This window comes from Streptomyces bobili (genome assembly GCF_002154575.1).
GTDB lineage: Bacteria > Actinomycetota > Actinomycetes > Streptomycetales > Streptomycetaceae > Streptomyces > Streptomyces bobili.
In genome coordinates, this window is sequence record NZ_MUBA01000043.1 from 22,269 (window position 1) to 36,945 (window position 14,677).

Sequence of the window (14,677 nt, forward strand, 5' to 3'; positions counted from 1 at the left end):
CGAGACCGTGGTGCACACCGCTGTTCGACGACGGTCGACCACGGCGACGAGATCCGGAAGGGCTCCTACCTCGCGACCGACGACGAGTGCTACGCCAACCATCTCGCGCTCATGTGGCCCGACACCCGCATGACCGAGGCGTGACATCCCTGGGAGGGTGCCGTGACCAGGACATCAGCTCTGCTCATCGCCACGCTGACAGCCGGTGTGGCCTGCCTCGGCCTCACCCCCGCGGCAGCGGCACCGGCCTCGTACGATCCGGATGCCTGTGTCGAGGGATATGTCTGGAGGCTCACGTCGCCCGACGACCATGTCTGTGTGCCTCAGGCGGTCCAGGACCAGGCCGCGGCCGACAACAGCCAGGAGGATGCGCGGCGCAACCCCGAGGGCGGACCGTACGGACCGGCGACCTGTGTGCAGGGTTACGTCTGGCGGGAGGCGACCCCGGAGGACCTGGTGTGCGTCGTTCCCGAGACACGTACCACGACCGCCCAGGAGAACGCCGAGGCGCCGAACCGCTGGAAGGCCACGGTGCGTAAGGACGGATCCAACTCCCACCCGTTCCTCTACCCTGCCGAGTCGTACGCGATCACCATCGTGCCCGCGGGTCGCGGCGCGGAGGAACTGTCCGTGCTCGTGGTCGACGCCGAGGGCGCGGCGACGGGGAGCGGTACCGGAACGATGGTCGCGGACGATCAGGGCACGCAGAGCCAGCGATTCGAGTTCCGGCGGTCGGGCGGCGGAGTGGCGCTGTCCAACGCCTTCCGGATCGTGGACGGTTCAAAGGGGAGCTGTCTGACCGTGGCGGAGGACGGCAAGGGGAACGGCGCCAGGGTGGTCACGAGCCCGTGCGAGGGCGAAGCGAACCAGGTCTGGTCCCTGGCCGGCCGACGTGACGGTTCCTGGGACCTCCGCGCAGGTCACAGCGGCAAGTGCCTGACGGCACACAACCCGAGGCTGACGGCACCGTCCGCGGGAGCGTATCTGGAGCAATGGGACTGCCTCGGCGGTAAGAACCAGGCCTGGAGCCTCTCGCCCACGGACTGACATGGCCCACGGACCGACGTCCACGGACCGACGGCGCCTACGGCCTGGCGTGCGGATCGCGCCTGCGTCGTGTCCAGAAAGGCCCGGTCCATCGGCCCTCCGCTCGATAGCAGGCAGTACGTGCCCGGAGGAACTCCGTGTGCACCGCGGTGGTGAGTTCCGCGTAACGGGTCAGGGCGTCCTCGTCGCCTTGGGCGTCGGCCGCCACCGCGGAACCGGCCGAGACGCCGGTCGCCAGTGCGGCGGTGATACCGCGCGCGGCCACGGGGTCGGTCGCTGTCGCCGCGTCGCCGACGGCAGCCCAGCCGGATCCGGCCGTGGGTGACGTGCACGAGGTACCGGCCCGCAGCACGGCGAGTCTTTGCGGCGGCCGGTTCCCGCGTACGCACGTCCGGGTCCTGATCTGATGGGTGGCGGTGAGAGCTTCCCACCAGCCGGCCGGGTGGCGCAGACCCGTCGGTGCGACGAGATCCGCGTCCGTGACGGCCATGACGATGGTGCGTCCGCCGGGCAAGGGAGCGGTGTACCACCAACCGAAGGGGGCGGACTCCACGAGCGAGGTGCGTTCGGCGCCGCTGCCGGTGTCGCCCGCCGGCGTACGCCCGCAGAGCACGGCAGCGATCGCGACGAGGTGGTCGGTGGCCACGACGCGTGCCCCCAGCCTGCGGGCGACGCGGGCACTCGCCCCGGTGGCGTCGAGGAGGTAGCGCACGACGACCTCGGTGCCGGACATGGACACGCGCCACAGCTGCCCGACGCGGCTCACGGCGGTGACACTGCCGTCGTGGCGGCGCACCCCCGCCTCGCGGGCGGCGTCACGCAACGAGACGTCGAAAGCGCGCCGGTCGAGAAGCCAGCCCGGGCCGTAGGGGCCGCCGATGAAGTCTGACGCCGTGAGGGTGCTGTCTCCCCAGACGGAGCGGGTCCCGTACCACGGCTCGTGGCCGTGCGACGCGACCCTGTCCAGGATGCCGAGCCTGTCCAGCAGAGGCCGTGCGGTGGGTGCGAGGCTCTCTCCGACATGCCATTGGCGAGGGTGCGGCCGGTGCGCGAGGACGACGTCGGCACCGGTGGCCGCCAGGGTGAGGGCGGCGGCACAGCCGGCTGGACCGGCGCCGGCCACCAGAACGTCCGCGTAGTCGCCCCCACGCGTCAATGGATCGTTCCCATGCCGTTGATGAGCGGCCGCAGCGGGTTGTCGGCATCGGTGGCGGCCTGCGCGGTGGACATGCTCACCCGGATGAGGGGAGCTGTCGCGTCGGGCAGCGGGCAGCCTGCCTCGACCCAGTCGCAGACGATGTCGCGTACCGGCTTCGGCACCGGCAGGTCCTTGGTGAGATCCGTGTGATCCGCCCGGTCGAAGAACGCGTGGATGAACTCCCGCCGGGCTGGAGTGAGGCCTCCCTGCTCGGCGGGCGGCGGACCGACGACGCCGGTGCCGGCAGCGGCGTCGGACAGGGCGTTGGCGGGATGGGCGATCGCGGCGAGCAGTACCGGGGCGGGCTGGAGTGCCCACCAGGCGACGGGCCTCTCGACGAGGTGGTCGGGGTCGCCGGGCTGCGGGCCGATGAGGGTGCGCGCGTCGGACAGGTAGGCGGCCGGTCGGGCGCGCACCGCGTCCGCCAGGAGGACCATCGCCTCCAGCGGGGAGTACGCCCGCTCCTGCGTGCGCTGCTCGACCAGCGCGCGGATCCAGTCCCGCCAGAGTCCGGTCTCGTCGGTGCCGAAGACCTTGTACATCGGACCGTCCCAGGCCAGGAGCCGGAAGAACGCGCTGGCGTCCGGATCTCCGGGGCAGACCCAGTCGGACTCGCTCAGCGCGTTCAGAAGTCCCTCCGGGTCGGCGAACCAGTCGTTGAGACTGGTGCCGGCGAGCTTCTTCCCGTCGTGGTTGAGTGCCGCTCTCGACGCCTTGTCCCGGATCGAGGTGAGCAGGCGCTCCTCGGCCGTGGGCGGTGTGGTGAGCCGTGCCACCAGTTCCTCACCCAGGTTGCCCGTGCTCTGGAAGGCGACGTAGCCGTTCCAGATCCGCTCCCACTGCTGCTGGACGGCTCGGTCGCCGCCCAGGGTGTGGACCTGGTCGAGATGCTGCATCACGGCCTCTCGGGCCAGGGCGCCGTGCCCGTCCGCCGCGTTGTCGATGCCGATGTGCATGCGGAAGAACCGCGAGTCGATCCCGTGGTGGTCCAACAGCTGCGCCACGGGCGCGACTCCCAGGACTTCCCATTCGAGGAACAGGGTCATGCCGAGGAGCTCGGGGAAGTACGCCTCGGGGTGAGCGGAGATCGCCAGCTCGAACGCCGGCACGGTGTAGGCGGAGTCCAGGAGATCGGTGCGGGCAGCGAAGGCGTACGAGTCGACGGACGGCAGGTAGATCCCCAGCTGTTGCAGCAGGGTGCGGTAGAGGTTCGAGTGGTTCAGGGCCGGGTTTCCGTCGCCGACCTCCTCCTTCCAGATCCGGAAGAGCAGAGCGTGCACCTCGTCGATGGGCTTGCCTTCGGTGAGGTAGCGCAGCCAGACACCGTCGAGGAGGTTGAAGGGGGCGAGTTGCTTGAGCCGTTCGACGACGGAGTCCCGGGTGCGGAAGACCGGCTCGATGTCCGGGTCCGCCGGGTCGTACGCCTCGGCGTCCTGGGCAAGGCTGGTGTAGATGAGGTCGAGACGCTCTTCGAGGTTCTCGCGGGTGTAGCGGAAGGGACGCAGGGTCTGCGGGGCACTGGGACTGCGCTGCGTGGCCACGGCCGCTCTCAGAACGCTGTCCACGAATGCCCGTGAGGCCCTGACCTGCTCGGGGAAGCGGTCGGGATGCTGGAGGGTGTAGAACCAGTCGCGGTGGCTCAGTCCCACCTGCTGCGCCCGCTCCGTCTCGACGAGGACGCGGCTGCCGTCCGGGGACCGGCGGGCGACGACGAAACCCAGCCTGCTCCATTGCGTGACCATGTCGTCGGCACCGGCGTGCTCGCGCATCCTCTGCCACGCGTCGGCGACCCGCTTCTCGTAGGCCGTGTCGCTCTCCCCGGAGGCGCGGGGCAGCTTCGGTCTGTGGACCACCTGCTGCCCGACTCCGCGGGCCCACGGGCGCCGGTACGGGAACGGGCCACTGACCTGTGCGCCCTGTTTGCCGGCGGAGCGGATCAGGGCGAGGAAGTGGGACTCGGGATAGACGTCGTCGGGCCGCTGTGCGGGCCACCAATGGGTGTTGCATTCGTAGAAGTCGGCCTGCCAGGGCAGGGCCATGTGTTTGGTGAGGTCACCCGCCTCGAAGCCCTCACGAAGACGGAAGGGTTCCGACCAGCTGTCCGGGTCCTGGACGATGTAGGTCACTTCGATCCCTGGGTAGAACGGGCCGCCCGAGCAAGCCTCCAGGGCCGCAAGGAGCAGTGCGTGCGGCTCTTCGGCCTGAGCGGGTTGCTCGGGCACGGGCTCCTGACCGGTCCAGTCCTCGACGAAGTCTCCCTCCGCCCAGCGCCTCATCCGGTCGTACTGGCCCGGCAGCAGTGACATCCATCTTCCGGGCCGCCCGTCCACGGGTTCCCCGTCGTCCCCCGCGAGCTGCGGCATGTACTCCGAGGTCGCCTCGGCGGCGTTCGGCTCCGGAGCGCGCAGCACTCGGAAGACGCCCTGCCTGAGTTCGCCGGACTGCGGTCCGCTCGCGGCCAGCCGCCGTAGCAGTGCCGGAGCGACGAAGTGGCCGGGCTCGCCCTCGCCGTGGCCGCGCAGGGCGGCCGCGTTGACCCACTGGAGGTCGCTGACACGCCGCAGGATCGGGAAGATGTGCCGGGTGAAGGAGACGTCGCCGCGCTCGCTCTCGTGCCCGCCCAGGGCTTCGGCGACCACGTCGTATAGCGTGACGAGATTGACGGTGTCCGGCGAGAAGTCGGGCGGTCCTACGACGACCCACGCGGGCCTCGCCTGCAGCGTCCGGGTGCCCCCGCCCAGGGTCACCGCCGCGGCGACGGGACCGTCGGACACGTCGTCGTACCAGAGGTCGTTGTCGGCGAAGTGGGTGATGGGGTTGTTCGCGGCAGTGGTGCCGGAGTGACCGAACCCGCCGAGCACCAGCAACCGGCCGTCGCAGTCCGTTCGGAGTTCGCCCAGCGGCACCTGCTTGCCGAGGAAGGTGCCGGTGTCGAAGCGGCTGCCACTGCCGTCCTGTTCGCGGCCGGCCACGGTCCGGGCGCCGGGCTTGACGACCAGTGCGGCGCGGGCCTCCGGATCGTCGACATCGATGGCCTGGTTCCGACGCGTCCTCGGATCGGTTCGGGTCGTGTCGCCCGCGGGTGCGGCATGGCGGCGTCCGAGGAATCTGAACCACGCAGCCTTCGCATTGGCGAGTTCGACGGTCCAGATGATGTCCGCCTGGTCCGCCGTGAGCTCGCCGAGGACGTTGCCGTGCGCGTCGTAGCCGTAGACCCGGAACCGTGCCGCCTGCCGTTTCACCCGTCCGGCGGCGTCCTTGAAACCACCCGCCGGTCGTACCGGGGTGCCGGGGGTCTCGGGTCCGACGAAGAACTCGTCCGGGCTGTTGCCTACGCGCGCGATGCCGACCGTCGGGTGGATCTCGCAGCGCACTACGTCGTCCAGGTTCACAGGAGGCACTTCACCTGAGTTCCTGGGACGGCCAGGGGAACTGAACGGCGCGGATGCGGATTGTCACCTGTCCGGCGGATCAACTGTGGGTAGCACCCGGATCCCACAAATAGGGTCATATGGGTTGGGTGAGAAGAACCCGAAGACCCAACCGAGGAAAGGAAGAAGCCACGATGGCGAAGTCCAAGAACTCCGGCCCCGACCGGAAGCCGAGCGCGAAGGATGCTCAGAAGAGCACCGAGGACATGAAGCCCGGCACCGAGGGGCAGAGCCCCGAGAAGGCGGCTCCCGACGAGAGGCCGCCGCAGGAGCCCGTCAAGCCGCAGCCCGAACCCAGGAGGTCCGGCCGGGGCTGAACCGTTCGGTCGGCCTCCGAGGTGTTCCGCACGACGCCTACCGACGTCTGCGGAACACCTCCGCCGTGAACGTGCGGCGGTGAGCTGGTTCCGGACTCGTAGCCGTGCTGCCGGCCGCTGACCTCGACCGGCACGAACACGCCCGGCTCCCCACGCTCACTCACCAGCTGGGCTTGGCGACCTTGCCGTAGGACCAGGCGGGGCCCTTCGACATCTCGAAGTGCAGATGCGGTCCCGTGGAGTTGCCCGTGGTGCCGACCTTGCCGAGTTGCTGTCCGGCAGCCACGTGCTGTCCGGCGTTCACCTGCCGTTGTGAGAGGTGGCAGTACGTGTAGACATGCCCGTTGTCCGCGGCGAGCCCGATCCACTGGCCGTACGCTCCGCCCTGCCCGTTGGACCAGGCGATCGTTCCGCTGCGTACGGCGACCACGGGGACTCCGGAGCCGGCGGCGTAGTCCTGGCCGGTGTGGCGGCCGACGCCGTCGGGCTTCCAGGCGTATTTGCCGCGCTCGTAGAATTCGAAGCTGACTCTGTGGCCGGGCACGGGTGACGGCACCTTGCCGGGACGCCCCGCAGCGGCGGGCGCGCCCTTGTCCTCGACGCGGAAGAGGTCGGTGAGGCGGCCCAGGGTGGCCAGGGAGGTGGGGCCCGGCACGCCGTCGGCGTCGGCTCCGGTGAAGCCCTGAGCGAGCTGTTCGGCGCGGTAGGCGGCCCTGGTCTGCTCTCCGAAGAGACCGGTGGCACCGTCGGGGATATCGCGGCCCCGTTTGATCAGCGCCGTCTGTACGGTACGTATGTCCTCGTTCCGCTTGCCGAACTGGACGTTGGACAGAGCAACCATGAGGGCCTCCTAGTATCCGCGGGGAGACCGCTGTGGATCGGCCTGCTGGACACGGGCGGCGAAGTCCGAGCCGGACCGGCTCACGTGGTAGCGGTCGCGTACGTAGTTGATCGTCGCGCTCATGCAGGCGACCACGTCGTACGGTGTGCTGGCCGTGCCGGCCTGGTGGTACGCGGCGAACGTGGACGGGATGCACTGCGTGGCGCCTCGCGAGCAGTTGCGCGGGTGGCCGTCGGGAGCCCTTGGTCCGCGCGCGTTCGTGTCCGTGGTGTTCACCCGGAATCGCGGGTGATTGCAGGCGGACTCGCGCTTGGCGATGGTGGTAAGCGCCGGAACACCGAACTTCGGTTCCATACCTGTCAGTTCGCACGCCTTGCGCGCGTAGCGCCGCATCGCCTCCTCCCCCGATTCGTCGCCCGGATCGGTGAAAGAGACCTGGGCGAGGGCGAGCCTGCCTCCGTCGTTGGCGGACACGTGCTCGACATCGACGCGGAAGAGGTCGGTGAGGCGGCCCAGGGTGGCCAGGGAGGTGGGGCCCGGCACGCCGTCGGCGTCGGCTCCGGTGAAGCCCTGAGCGAGCTGTTCGGCGCGGTAGGCGGCCCTGGTCTGCTCTCCGAAGAGACCGGTGGCACCGTCGGGGATATCGCGGCCCCGTCTGATCAGCGCCTTCTGTACGGTACGTATGTCCTCGTTCCGCTTGCCGAACTGGACGTTGGACAGAGCAACCATGACGAGGCCTTCTCATTGGTGCAGGGACGGAGTCGTGGCCGATGGCCTCATGGCCGCCGCCAGTCGGGCAGGCGCCCTGCGCAGAATCTCCGTCGTAAGACGTCGCGTAACATTCGGTGCAAATGAGCCAGTGGTGCACCGAACTGCATCGCTTCCATTATTCCCCAGCTTCCACGGAAATCCCATTCGAGGCGATCGCTTCGAAAGGCCAGGGTGTCCGATCGGACTTCGTGCATCGTCGTTAGGCGACACGGATTCGATGTCAGTGCGGTGTCAGTCTGACGTCATCGTCGGGCGGGGCCTTCCGCCGAGGTGCCGCTCGGGACGGAGTGGGCCTCGTTCGCGCGTACGACCTCTTCAGTCGGTTTGCTGGCCGCGAGATGCTCCAGGATGGAGAGCAGGTCGTCGTCGGCGAAGCGTCCGGCGGTGGCCGCCGGCCCGAGTGCCTGGTCGACCTGGTCGACCTGGTCGGAGCCGATGACGGTGGTGAGTTCGACGGCGCGGGCCATCTTGGCGCGGATGCGGACCGCGCCGGCGGGTCCGGCCTCCTTGAGCCAGCCCCCGGCTCCCGGGCCGATGCCCACGAACGCGATCTCCGCTTCCGATTGGGGTTGCAGGCGGGGCTGGTGGACGCTGCGGCGTCAGGTGGTCGGGATAGTGGGCGTCGATGATCTTCGGAACCCCGGGGTGGAATGCTGGTGGCGCCAGACCTCCGACAGGTCACCGGAGTGGGTGCGTGCGGAGACGGACGGTTCCTCGCCGAACACCCGGCACCACACCCGGGCGCCGGTGTAGCCGGGCGGGGTGGAGTAGCGCACCGCTTGGCGGCTTATGGTGCGGGTCCGAGCCGACCAGCCGCTCCTCGCCCAGCGTGAATGCCAGCGGCTCGGCGGGCAGGACGTGCAGCATGGTGCGTTCGATGTCGAGGCCGGTCCGCGGGTATCTGCCCGGTCGCCCGGTGGCGGCGTGTGTTCACCGCATCGCACCAGGTCAGGCAGGCATCCGCGGGGTCAGCGAAGGAGTCTCAGGCAGGCAGCAGGTTTGCGTCGGTGGGCACCAGGTCGGCCTTCGCGATCCGGACCGTGGCTTCCGCACCGCCCTTGAACTCGGGGTCGTAGGGCACGCAGCTGACCACTTGGCAGCCGTAGTACCGGCCGGCGGATGCCGCACCGGGATTCCGGCGATGTGCTCGACGGTGACGGTCTTCGCGTTGTCGTCAGCGCGTAGGTCGGCGCCCCGCCGATCCGGCGCAACGTGGTGTCCAGGCAGGCGACCAGGGTGCCCAGAGTGCAGTCCCAGACCGGGATCACCACCCGGAACCTGGACCATGACAGCCATGCGCAGAACATCCAGGTCCGCCGCCCGCCGATGCGCGGGCCCTCGCCCCAGTCGACCTGCAGCCACCGCCCCGGCTCGGGGATCCACGGACGGTAGGTCCGCCGTTTGCCCGCCCTTCGATGCGGTCTCGCCGCGTTCACCGCCCGCCGGGTCGAGCGCGGGCTGCCCCGGTAGCTCATCTTCACCAGCTTCTCGTGAACATCATCGGCGCGGATCGTCGCCCTGGACTGCTCGACCACAGGTTCGCTCATGCGTGGAAACATCAGCAAACCGGGCGGAGGGGTCTCCTTCAGATAAGGGAACTATCAGGAACAACAGGCCGTCCACCTGGAATTCCGTTGGCCATCAGCCTGGACCCGACGGTGCCGCGCACCTGGAGCTTTCCATGGCCGCCGACAGCACATCCGTCGACTGCGGCCATCGCCGCCAGGCCGAACTCACTGCCGGCGGTCAGCTGGTCGGCTTCGCCGCCGCCGAAGGTGAAGCCGGAGCGCCCCGGGGCAGGACCCCCAGCCCGTGCCTAGCCTTGCCGTCGTCGGCCGGGCGAGGTCGGTCAGGAGGCGAGTGCGGTGAAGGCGGAGGCACTCGAACCGATGACCGCGGTGCCCTCGCACAGCGCGGCCCGGCACTCCCGTTGCAGGCGGCGCTGGACAGGTGGAGAGTTGTTATATATCGGTGCTGCATTCTTCCGGCTCCCAATTTCCTGGAGCTACCGCCTCTCAAGGAAGAATCCACTACAGACGGGCCGACTCTACGCCAAGCGTATCTGGAACCATCATGGCCAGAATTTCTCGGCGAACAATCCTTCAGGCAGTCAACTCATCCATTCTGGCCGCAGCGCTCGCGCTGCCGACAGGTCTGCCGATTGCCACAGCAGATTCGCAGAGGCTGAACGAGGGACGTGCCGGAGCACTGACTCGGTCCACGGATCCTCCACCGTCTCCTTCCGATACGCCGAACGGTTCGACGGGACCCACCACGTCCCCCGACTCGCCACCGTCGCCCGAACCGAGCGGTCCCACGGGATCCACGACGCCTCCCTCTTCCACACCGAGCGGGACGTCTGACACCTCCGATCCGCCGAACACGGACGAACAGACGTCCGAACTCCCGCCGGGACAGAAGGCGGAGATCGACGAGGCGACGAATAACCTGAACAAGGAGAAGGAGCGAGTCCCCGAAGAACTCGTGCCGACCGTGGAAACGCTGATCACCATCGTCCGCACGGTCGAGGATCCGGAGACGTTGCCACAGGACAGGCAAGGGGTCGTCGAGAGCACGAAGAACCTATCCACCACGCTGGCAGCCATCAGCGATCCGAGAACCCCTCCCGAGCTGCGGAGGGAGCTGAATTCGATCGTAAAGCAGGTGACTTCCGCGCTCGAGACGGTAAACGGTCCTCAGGGGGCAACCGAAGAACGGTCCATGTTCATCCTGGTGGTCAAGCGGACAACATCCACCCTGGACCTGATCCGCAATCCCAGGACGCCACAGGACCTGCGTGGCCACATGATCGCCATCGTGAAAGATACGACCTACGCCGCGGAGAGGAGCCAGAATGGGCCACAGGTCAGCTCGGCAGAAAAGCAATTTTCGAACAGCCTGCTGGCGGACAGCTCCTCGCAGGACATAATGCACGACAAGGGGACACCGCCGAGGGAACAAGGAAAGCTCGCGCAGATCACACGGCAGGTCAGCGCACTGCTGAGAAAAATCAGTGACCCCGGGACATCACAGGACGAGCGGTCCAAGCTCACGAAAGAACTGGATGACAAGACATCTCGCATGAAAGACCAGCAGGAGCAATCCGCCTCTACCCAGAAACGCCCGGAAGAGTCGCTCGGCAAGGCCGCCGCGTTCTGCACCAGCGCCATATTCGAGTCCACCGCCGAGTCTGCCCTCGTGCGCGCGCTGGACAAGCTGCTTCCCGCACAGTGGGAGACGGAAGGGGTCAAGGACTTCTGGAAGGCGGAGGAAAATAGCGACGATACGCTCGACGTCCTCGCACAATTGCGCAACGACAAACATACCCACAGCCCGTTCGAAGTCATACCGCTCATCACTGAACTCGCCGAGCTCGTACCGCACGACAAACTGTTCGGAAGCCTGGGAGCCTCTGCCCTGTCCTGCGAGCAGACTGCCGCGTACCTTGACGAAGACGGGGTCGCAGTGGGCACCTGGCTCACCAAGGCCGGCGAGTGATCCGTCAGGCCCCGGCAGATCTCAACAATTCCGCCACGGAGATCTCTGAATCAGCCCGGGACCTTGCAGCTCCATATCTTTGCAGCTCCCTCCTCTCTTCTCTGTAGTCACCCACCCCGGAGAATCTGTACGGGACAGAAGAAATCGATGAGATGAACCGGCCACCCGGAGACCAGACAGCAGTCACATAGCGCGGCTTACGTGTCACGTTGATCAAATTGTTATTGTGGCGCACCCTTCCCCGATAAACCAGCTGCTCTCCACAGAGCGCCGGTTCGCAGTAGTAGCGCCCCTCGCGTTCGTTCCACGAAACATGAGGGAACCCGAACTCCTCCACGTCGAGCCTGCCCCGATCCTTTCTCATGTACGAGATCTGCAATGCAACACTCAAGACGTCATACCCAACGTTCCTGGGAAGCTGAAATACACGCTTCAAAGCGTATTCTTGCCCGACGTCGAGCGAACTACCGGACTCATAGAATCTTCCACTGCTCACCGTAGTGTAATTAGGCTGGCCGACGTAGAGCTCGGCCTCCCCCTCACGCGCTCCCTCCCTCCCGACACTTTCCCTCCACTCCGCCGCCGGATCCCCCTCCTCGAGGGAATACACGGCCGCCCTGCCACGAACCGTGTAGATGTCATTCACGATATACACCGGGATCCCTCCGGTGTTTTTCATGTAAAGCGTCAGCGGGACATGCAGGAAAGGGAGTCTATTATCCTCCCACGCCTTTCCAAATTCTGCCTTCAATGTAAAATGCATAGGTGCGGACGCAGGCTGGTACATAGTGGAATACGCGAGACTGACAGCCGTCAGGAGTACCGTGGCGACCACCCCGGCCGCAAATCTCTTGGGCTGCGGCATTCCCTTCCAAGATTTTTTGCACACAAGAACAAAAATCGCCCATACGGACCAGCACAACGCGGGCAAGTAGACCAGAAGATAGCGCGTGTACTCTTTCTCCTCGAACCAGAGAAGAAGAAGGAGGCCATCGGTGGCCAGCACAATAATTGCCCCGAATATTACAACCGCGCCAGAGGCCCTGAAGTGGCGCCTCCCCCAGTAGTCGAGCGACGCAATTGCCGCAATTCCCAGCACCACACCCGACAGGACAAACAACACACCGGTGATCCGTTGCGCGAAAGTCAGCGCCCCGGAGGCGTCCGGCCATCCGATGACTGCGTTGAAAACCATGGAAACAAGCAGCCCGGCCACCATGAGCAACATGGTGGAGCGCCTTCTCCAAGCTCGATCGGGCCAAGCCTTGCTGTCGCCCCCGCGCCAGCACACAGATGCCGGATCATCCAGATCCATGTTCTCGGGGTAACCGAGGCGGCCGAGTATCCTACGCAGCTCGGTCGGTGACCAGGCACTGCCAACCGTCTCGCCGCCGATGGTGACGCGACGCAGACCGCGACTGTCCGGCGGCTCCACGATGATCCATGGACGGATACTCATGACCACAGACTCAAGCCTGAGCCGGCATCGTGCACGCGGAGCTACCCCGTTCGCCTTCAAGCCGGGTCCCCGACGTCAATCGGGTCACCCGACGACTTCACGGCGCCGAATGCCGCCACCGGCCACCCCAGCACGACGGATTCAAGCGGCGGGGCGACCATCCAGACGAAGGAAGGTGGTCAGGAGGCGAGGAAATCTTCTGCCATCCGGTCTGGATGCTGCCCCACGTCCAAATGTCGATGGCGATGGCGAGCCAGTTGGTGGCTTCCGCCTGGACGAACGGGCTGGTCATGACCACATAGTGGTCCGGGACGGCGCTTGTGGGGAACGAACGCATGGGAGTGTCGCGCGTTCGTGTTCGCGCAAAGGTGCTGTGATCCTGTCCTCTCAGATCCGCGTCAGGTTCCACCACAGGGGATCGGATCCTCGACGCTCCGCTGCGCTGCGTCTGGCAGGAGCAGGCCGCGACAGCCACCGGGTCAGCGCCAGCCAGACTGATTGGTCCGCCGACCACACGGTCCCGACGGGCCCGTGTGTGATCGCTTCGGCCGGGCGTGCGGCGGACAAGTGACGGTCGATCAGTTGCCGGCAGACCGGTGATCACCGTGTGCGTCACGTTACTCACGCACACGACGGGCGGCGGCGGCCCTCGTATGGCATGGCCTGCCGAGTGGTGGAAGCATGGATGTGTGATAAGCGCCGCTCCACGCCCATGCGAGGAGGGATCGTCATGGCCAAACGTCTGGTCGTCTGCTGCGACGGCACGTGGAACTTCGCCGACCAACCGAGCAAGACCAACGTCGCCAAGGTCGCCCTGTCCGTGCGCTCTGGTTCCGAAGCCGGGAAGGAGCAGCGCGTCTACTACCACCGCGGCGTGGGCACCCACCGGCGGGAGCGGCTGCGCGGAGGTGCGTTCGGCGTGGGTCTGTCCCAGAACGTGATCGACGCCTACCGGTTCCTCGTGGAGACGTACGAGCCCGACGACGAACTGTTCCTCTTCGGCTTCAGCCGAGGCGCATTCACCGCACGCAGCCTGGCGGGCCTGGTGCGCAACTGCGGGATTCTACGCAGGGACCACCGCGACCGGATCCCGGAAGCCTGGGCTCTCTACCGCAACCGGATCGAGCGACCGACCGGCGCGGCCGCGACGCTGTTCCGTCGCTCGTATGCGCGCGAGACGGAGATCCATTTCATCGGGGTGTGGGACACGGTCGGAGCCCTGGGTGTCCCGCTGCCCGACACCGCATGGCTACAGCCTTCCGTGAACCGGTTCAACCACCGGTGGGCGTTCCACGACACCGAGCTGAGCAGCTGGGTCGGAGCGGCCTTTCACGCGCTGGCCGTCGACGAAGAGCGCTCAGCGTTCCGGCCAACTCTGTGGCACCAACAGCCCGGCGCCGCCGAGCGGGGCCAGGAGTTGAAGCAGGTGTGGTTCGCGGGCGTGCACTGCGATGTCGGTGGCGGTTACAAAGAGGCGGAGCTGTCCGACATCACCCTGCTGTGGATGGTCGACCAGGCTCGCAGGCACGGGCTGCAGTTCGATGACGATGTCCTCAGCGCGTCCGGACCGAAGGTGATGAAGCCGGAGCGGAGCATCAACTTCCGTGTACAGCCGGATGGTTCGGGCCCGCTACACGCCTCACGGACGGGCATGTACCGACTGGCCAAGCCCTACCACCGGCCTCTCGGAAAAACGGTGAGCGACGACGGTGAGCCCGATGGCAACGAGTTCCTCGCGGTGCCCACCAAGGAGCGCTACGACCGCGACCCCGGCTACCGGCCGCCGGAACTGGAGCGTTACCTGGGCGGTCAGGACTCGATCCGGCTGGAGCCGGTGCTGCTGCCGGGCATCGCTGCAGGTCTGCCACCCATGCCTTCCGCGGAGCCCGGCCCGGGGGCGACGGCCCAAGCACCGGGCGGGCGCGACCGCCCCAGGTGACGTTGTCAGGTGGGGCGGGCGCGACCGCCCCACCTGACAACGTCACTGCGCAGCGTCAACCCACACCACCCACTCCCCTCCTCGCGCTGGTGCCGGGGCAGGTTTAGGCCTTCTTCGCGGAGGTCCTTCTCTTGCGGAGGTCCTCCACACGCTGCGTCGTTTCCGCTCAGGCGCCC

The 14,677-nt window shown here is 67.2% G+C and carries 11 protein-coding genes; 4 read left to right on the forward strand and 7 right to left on the reverse strand.

All coding sequences use genetic code 11. The features are described from left to right. Positions 1 to 162: 162 nt before the first annotated feature. Positions 163 to 1,047, forward strand: coding sequence for an RICIN domain-containing protein (locus tag BZL64_RS04095; RefSeq protein ID WP_086766241.1), 885 nt, complete (start codon positions 163 to 165; stop codon positions 1,045 to 1,047). 37 nt (positions 1,048 to 1,084) lie between these two features. Here BZL64_RS04095 and BZL64_RS04100 read toward each other — a convergent pair whose 3' ends face one another. Then, on the reverse strand, positions 1,085 to 2,203 hold the full coding sequence (locus BZL64_RS04100) for an NAD(P)/FAD-dependent oxidoreductase (RefSeq protein WP_158101496.1): 1,119 nt from the start codon (positions 2,201 to 2,203) through the stop codon (positions 1,085 to 1,087). Continuing rightward, on the reverse strand, positions 2,200 to 5,646 hold the full coding sequence (locus tag BZL64_RS04105) for a LodA/GoxA family CTQ-dependent oxidase (RefSeq protein WP_143662978.1): 3,447 nt from the start codon (positions 5,644 to 5,646) through the stop codon (positions 2,200 to 2,202). The genes BZL64_RS04100 and BZL64_RS04105 overlap by 4 nt, the downstream gene beginning before the upstream one ends. 164 nt (positions 5,647 to 5,810) lie before the next feature. On the opposite strand from BZL64_RS04105, the gene BZL64_RS04110 reads away from it, so the two are divergent. Then, a complete protein-coding gene (locus BZL64_RS04110) occupies positions 5,811 to 5,993 on the forward strand; it encodes a hypothetical protein (protein ID WP_086766247.1) in 183 nt (60 codons plus the stop codon). A 160-nt stretch (positions 5,994 to 6,153) separates the two neighbouring features. Here BZL64_RS04110 and BZL64_RS04115 read toward each other — a convergent pair whose 3' ends face one another. The 3 genes from BZL64_RS04115 to BZL64_RS40485 all read right to left on the reverse strand — a co-directional run bounded on the left by BZL64_RS04115 (position 6,154) and on the right by BZL64_RS40485 (position 8,147). Continuing rightward, positions 6,154 to 6,834 carry a M23 family metallopeptidase gene (locus BZL64_RS04115; protein ID WP_086766249.1) on the reverse strand — a complete coding sequence of 227 codons (681 nt, stop codon included), beginning with the start codon at positions 6,832 to 6,834 and terminating at the stop codon, positions 6,154 to 6,156. Positions 6,835 to 6,843: 9 nt separating this feature from the next. Further along, positions 6,844 to 7,563 carry a peptidoglycan-binding protein gene (locus BZL64_RS04120; protein ID WP_086766251.1) on the reverse strand — a complete coding sequence of 240 codons (720 nt, stop codon included), beginning with the start codon at positions 7,561 to 7,563 and terminating at the stop codon, positions 6,844 to 6,846. Between the two features lie 284 nt (positions 7,564 to 7,847). Continuing rightward, positions 7,848 to 8,147 (reverse strand): hypothetical protein, encoded by a 300-nt coding sequence (locus tag BZL64_RS40485; RefSeq protein WP_208639357.1) that lies wholly within the window; start codon positions 8,145 to 8,147, stop codon positions 7,848 to 7,850. A gap of 1,531 nt (positions 8,148 to 9,678) precedes the next feature. On the opposite strand from BZL64_RS40485, the gene BZL64_RS04130 reads away from it, so the two are divergent. Then, positions 9,679 to 11,103 (forward strand): hypothetical protein, encoded by a 1,425-nt coding sequence (locus tag BZL64_RS04130; RefSeq protein ID WP_143662979.1) that lies wholly within the window; start codon positions 9,679 to 9,681, stop codon positions 11,101 to 11,103. Positions 11,104 to 11,107: 4 nt separating this feature from the next. Here the strand turns inward: BZL64_RS04130 and BZL64_RS04135 are convergent, their stop codons facing one another. After that, the gene (locus tag BZL64_RS04135; protein ID WP_086766255.1) at positions 11,108 to 12,331 is read right to left on the reverse strand and encodes a DUF308 domain-containing protein; all 1,224 of its coding nucleotides are present in this window, start codon (positions 12,329 to 12,331) and stop codon (positions 11,108 to 11,110) included. Positions 12,332 to 12,659: 328 nt separating this feature from the next. After that, a complete protein-coding gene (locus tag BZL64_RS39450; RefSeq protein ID WP_143662981.1) occupies positions 12,660 to 12,854 on the reverse strand; it encodes a hypothetical protein in 195 nt (64 codons plus the stop codon). 378 nt (positions 12,855 to 13,232) lie between these two features. Here BZL64_RS39450 and BZL64_RS04140 point away from each other — a divergent pair, with 378 nt between their 5' ends. Continuing rightward, on the forward strand, positions 13,233 to 14,501 hold the full coding sequence (locus tag BZL64_RS04140) for a DUF2235 domain-containing protein (protein WP_244205170.1): 1,269 nt from the start codon (positions 13,233 to 13,235) through the stop codon (positions 14,499 to 14,501). Positions 14,502 to 14,677 lie beyond the last annotated feature (176 nt).

Excerpts from the sequence above, each read along its gene's own strand:
- BZL64_RS04110 (WP_086766247.1), top strand. The coding sequence starts at position 5,811 with ATGGCGAAGTCCAAGAACTCCGGCCCCGACCGGAAGCCGAGCGCGAAG.
- BZL64_RS04115 (WP_086766249.1), bottom strand. The coding sequence starts at position 6,834 with ATGGTTGCTCTGTCCAACGTCCAGTTCGGCAAGCGGAACGAGGACATA.
- BZL64_RS04120 (WP_086766251.1), bottom strand. The coding sequence starts at position 7,563 with ATGGTTGCTCTGTCCAACGTCCAGTTCGGCAAGCGGAACGAGGACATA.
- BZL64_RS04130 (WP_143662979.1), top strand. The coding sequence starts at position 9,679 with ATGGCCAGAATTTCTCGGCGAACAATCCTTCAGGCAGTCAACTCATCC.
- BZL64_RS04135 (WP_086766255.1), bottom strand. The coding sequence starts at position 12,331 with ATGTTGCTCATGGTGGCCGGGCTGCTTGTTTCCATGGTTTTCAACGCA.
- BZL64_RS39450 (WP_143662981.1), bottom strand. The coding sequence starts at position 12,854 with ATGACCAGCCCGTTCGTCCAGGCGGAAGCCACCAACTGGCTCGCCATC.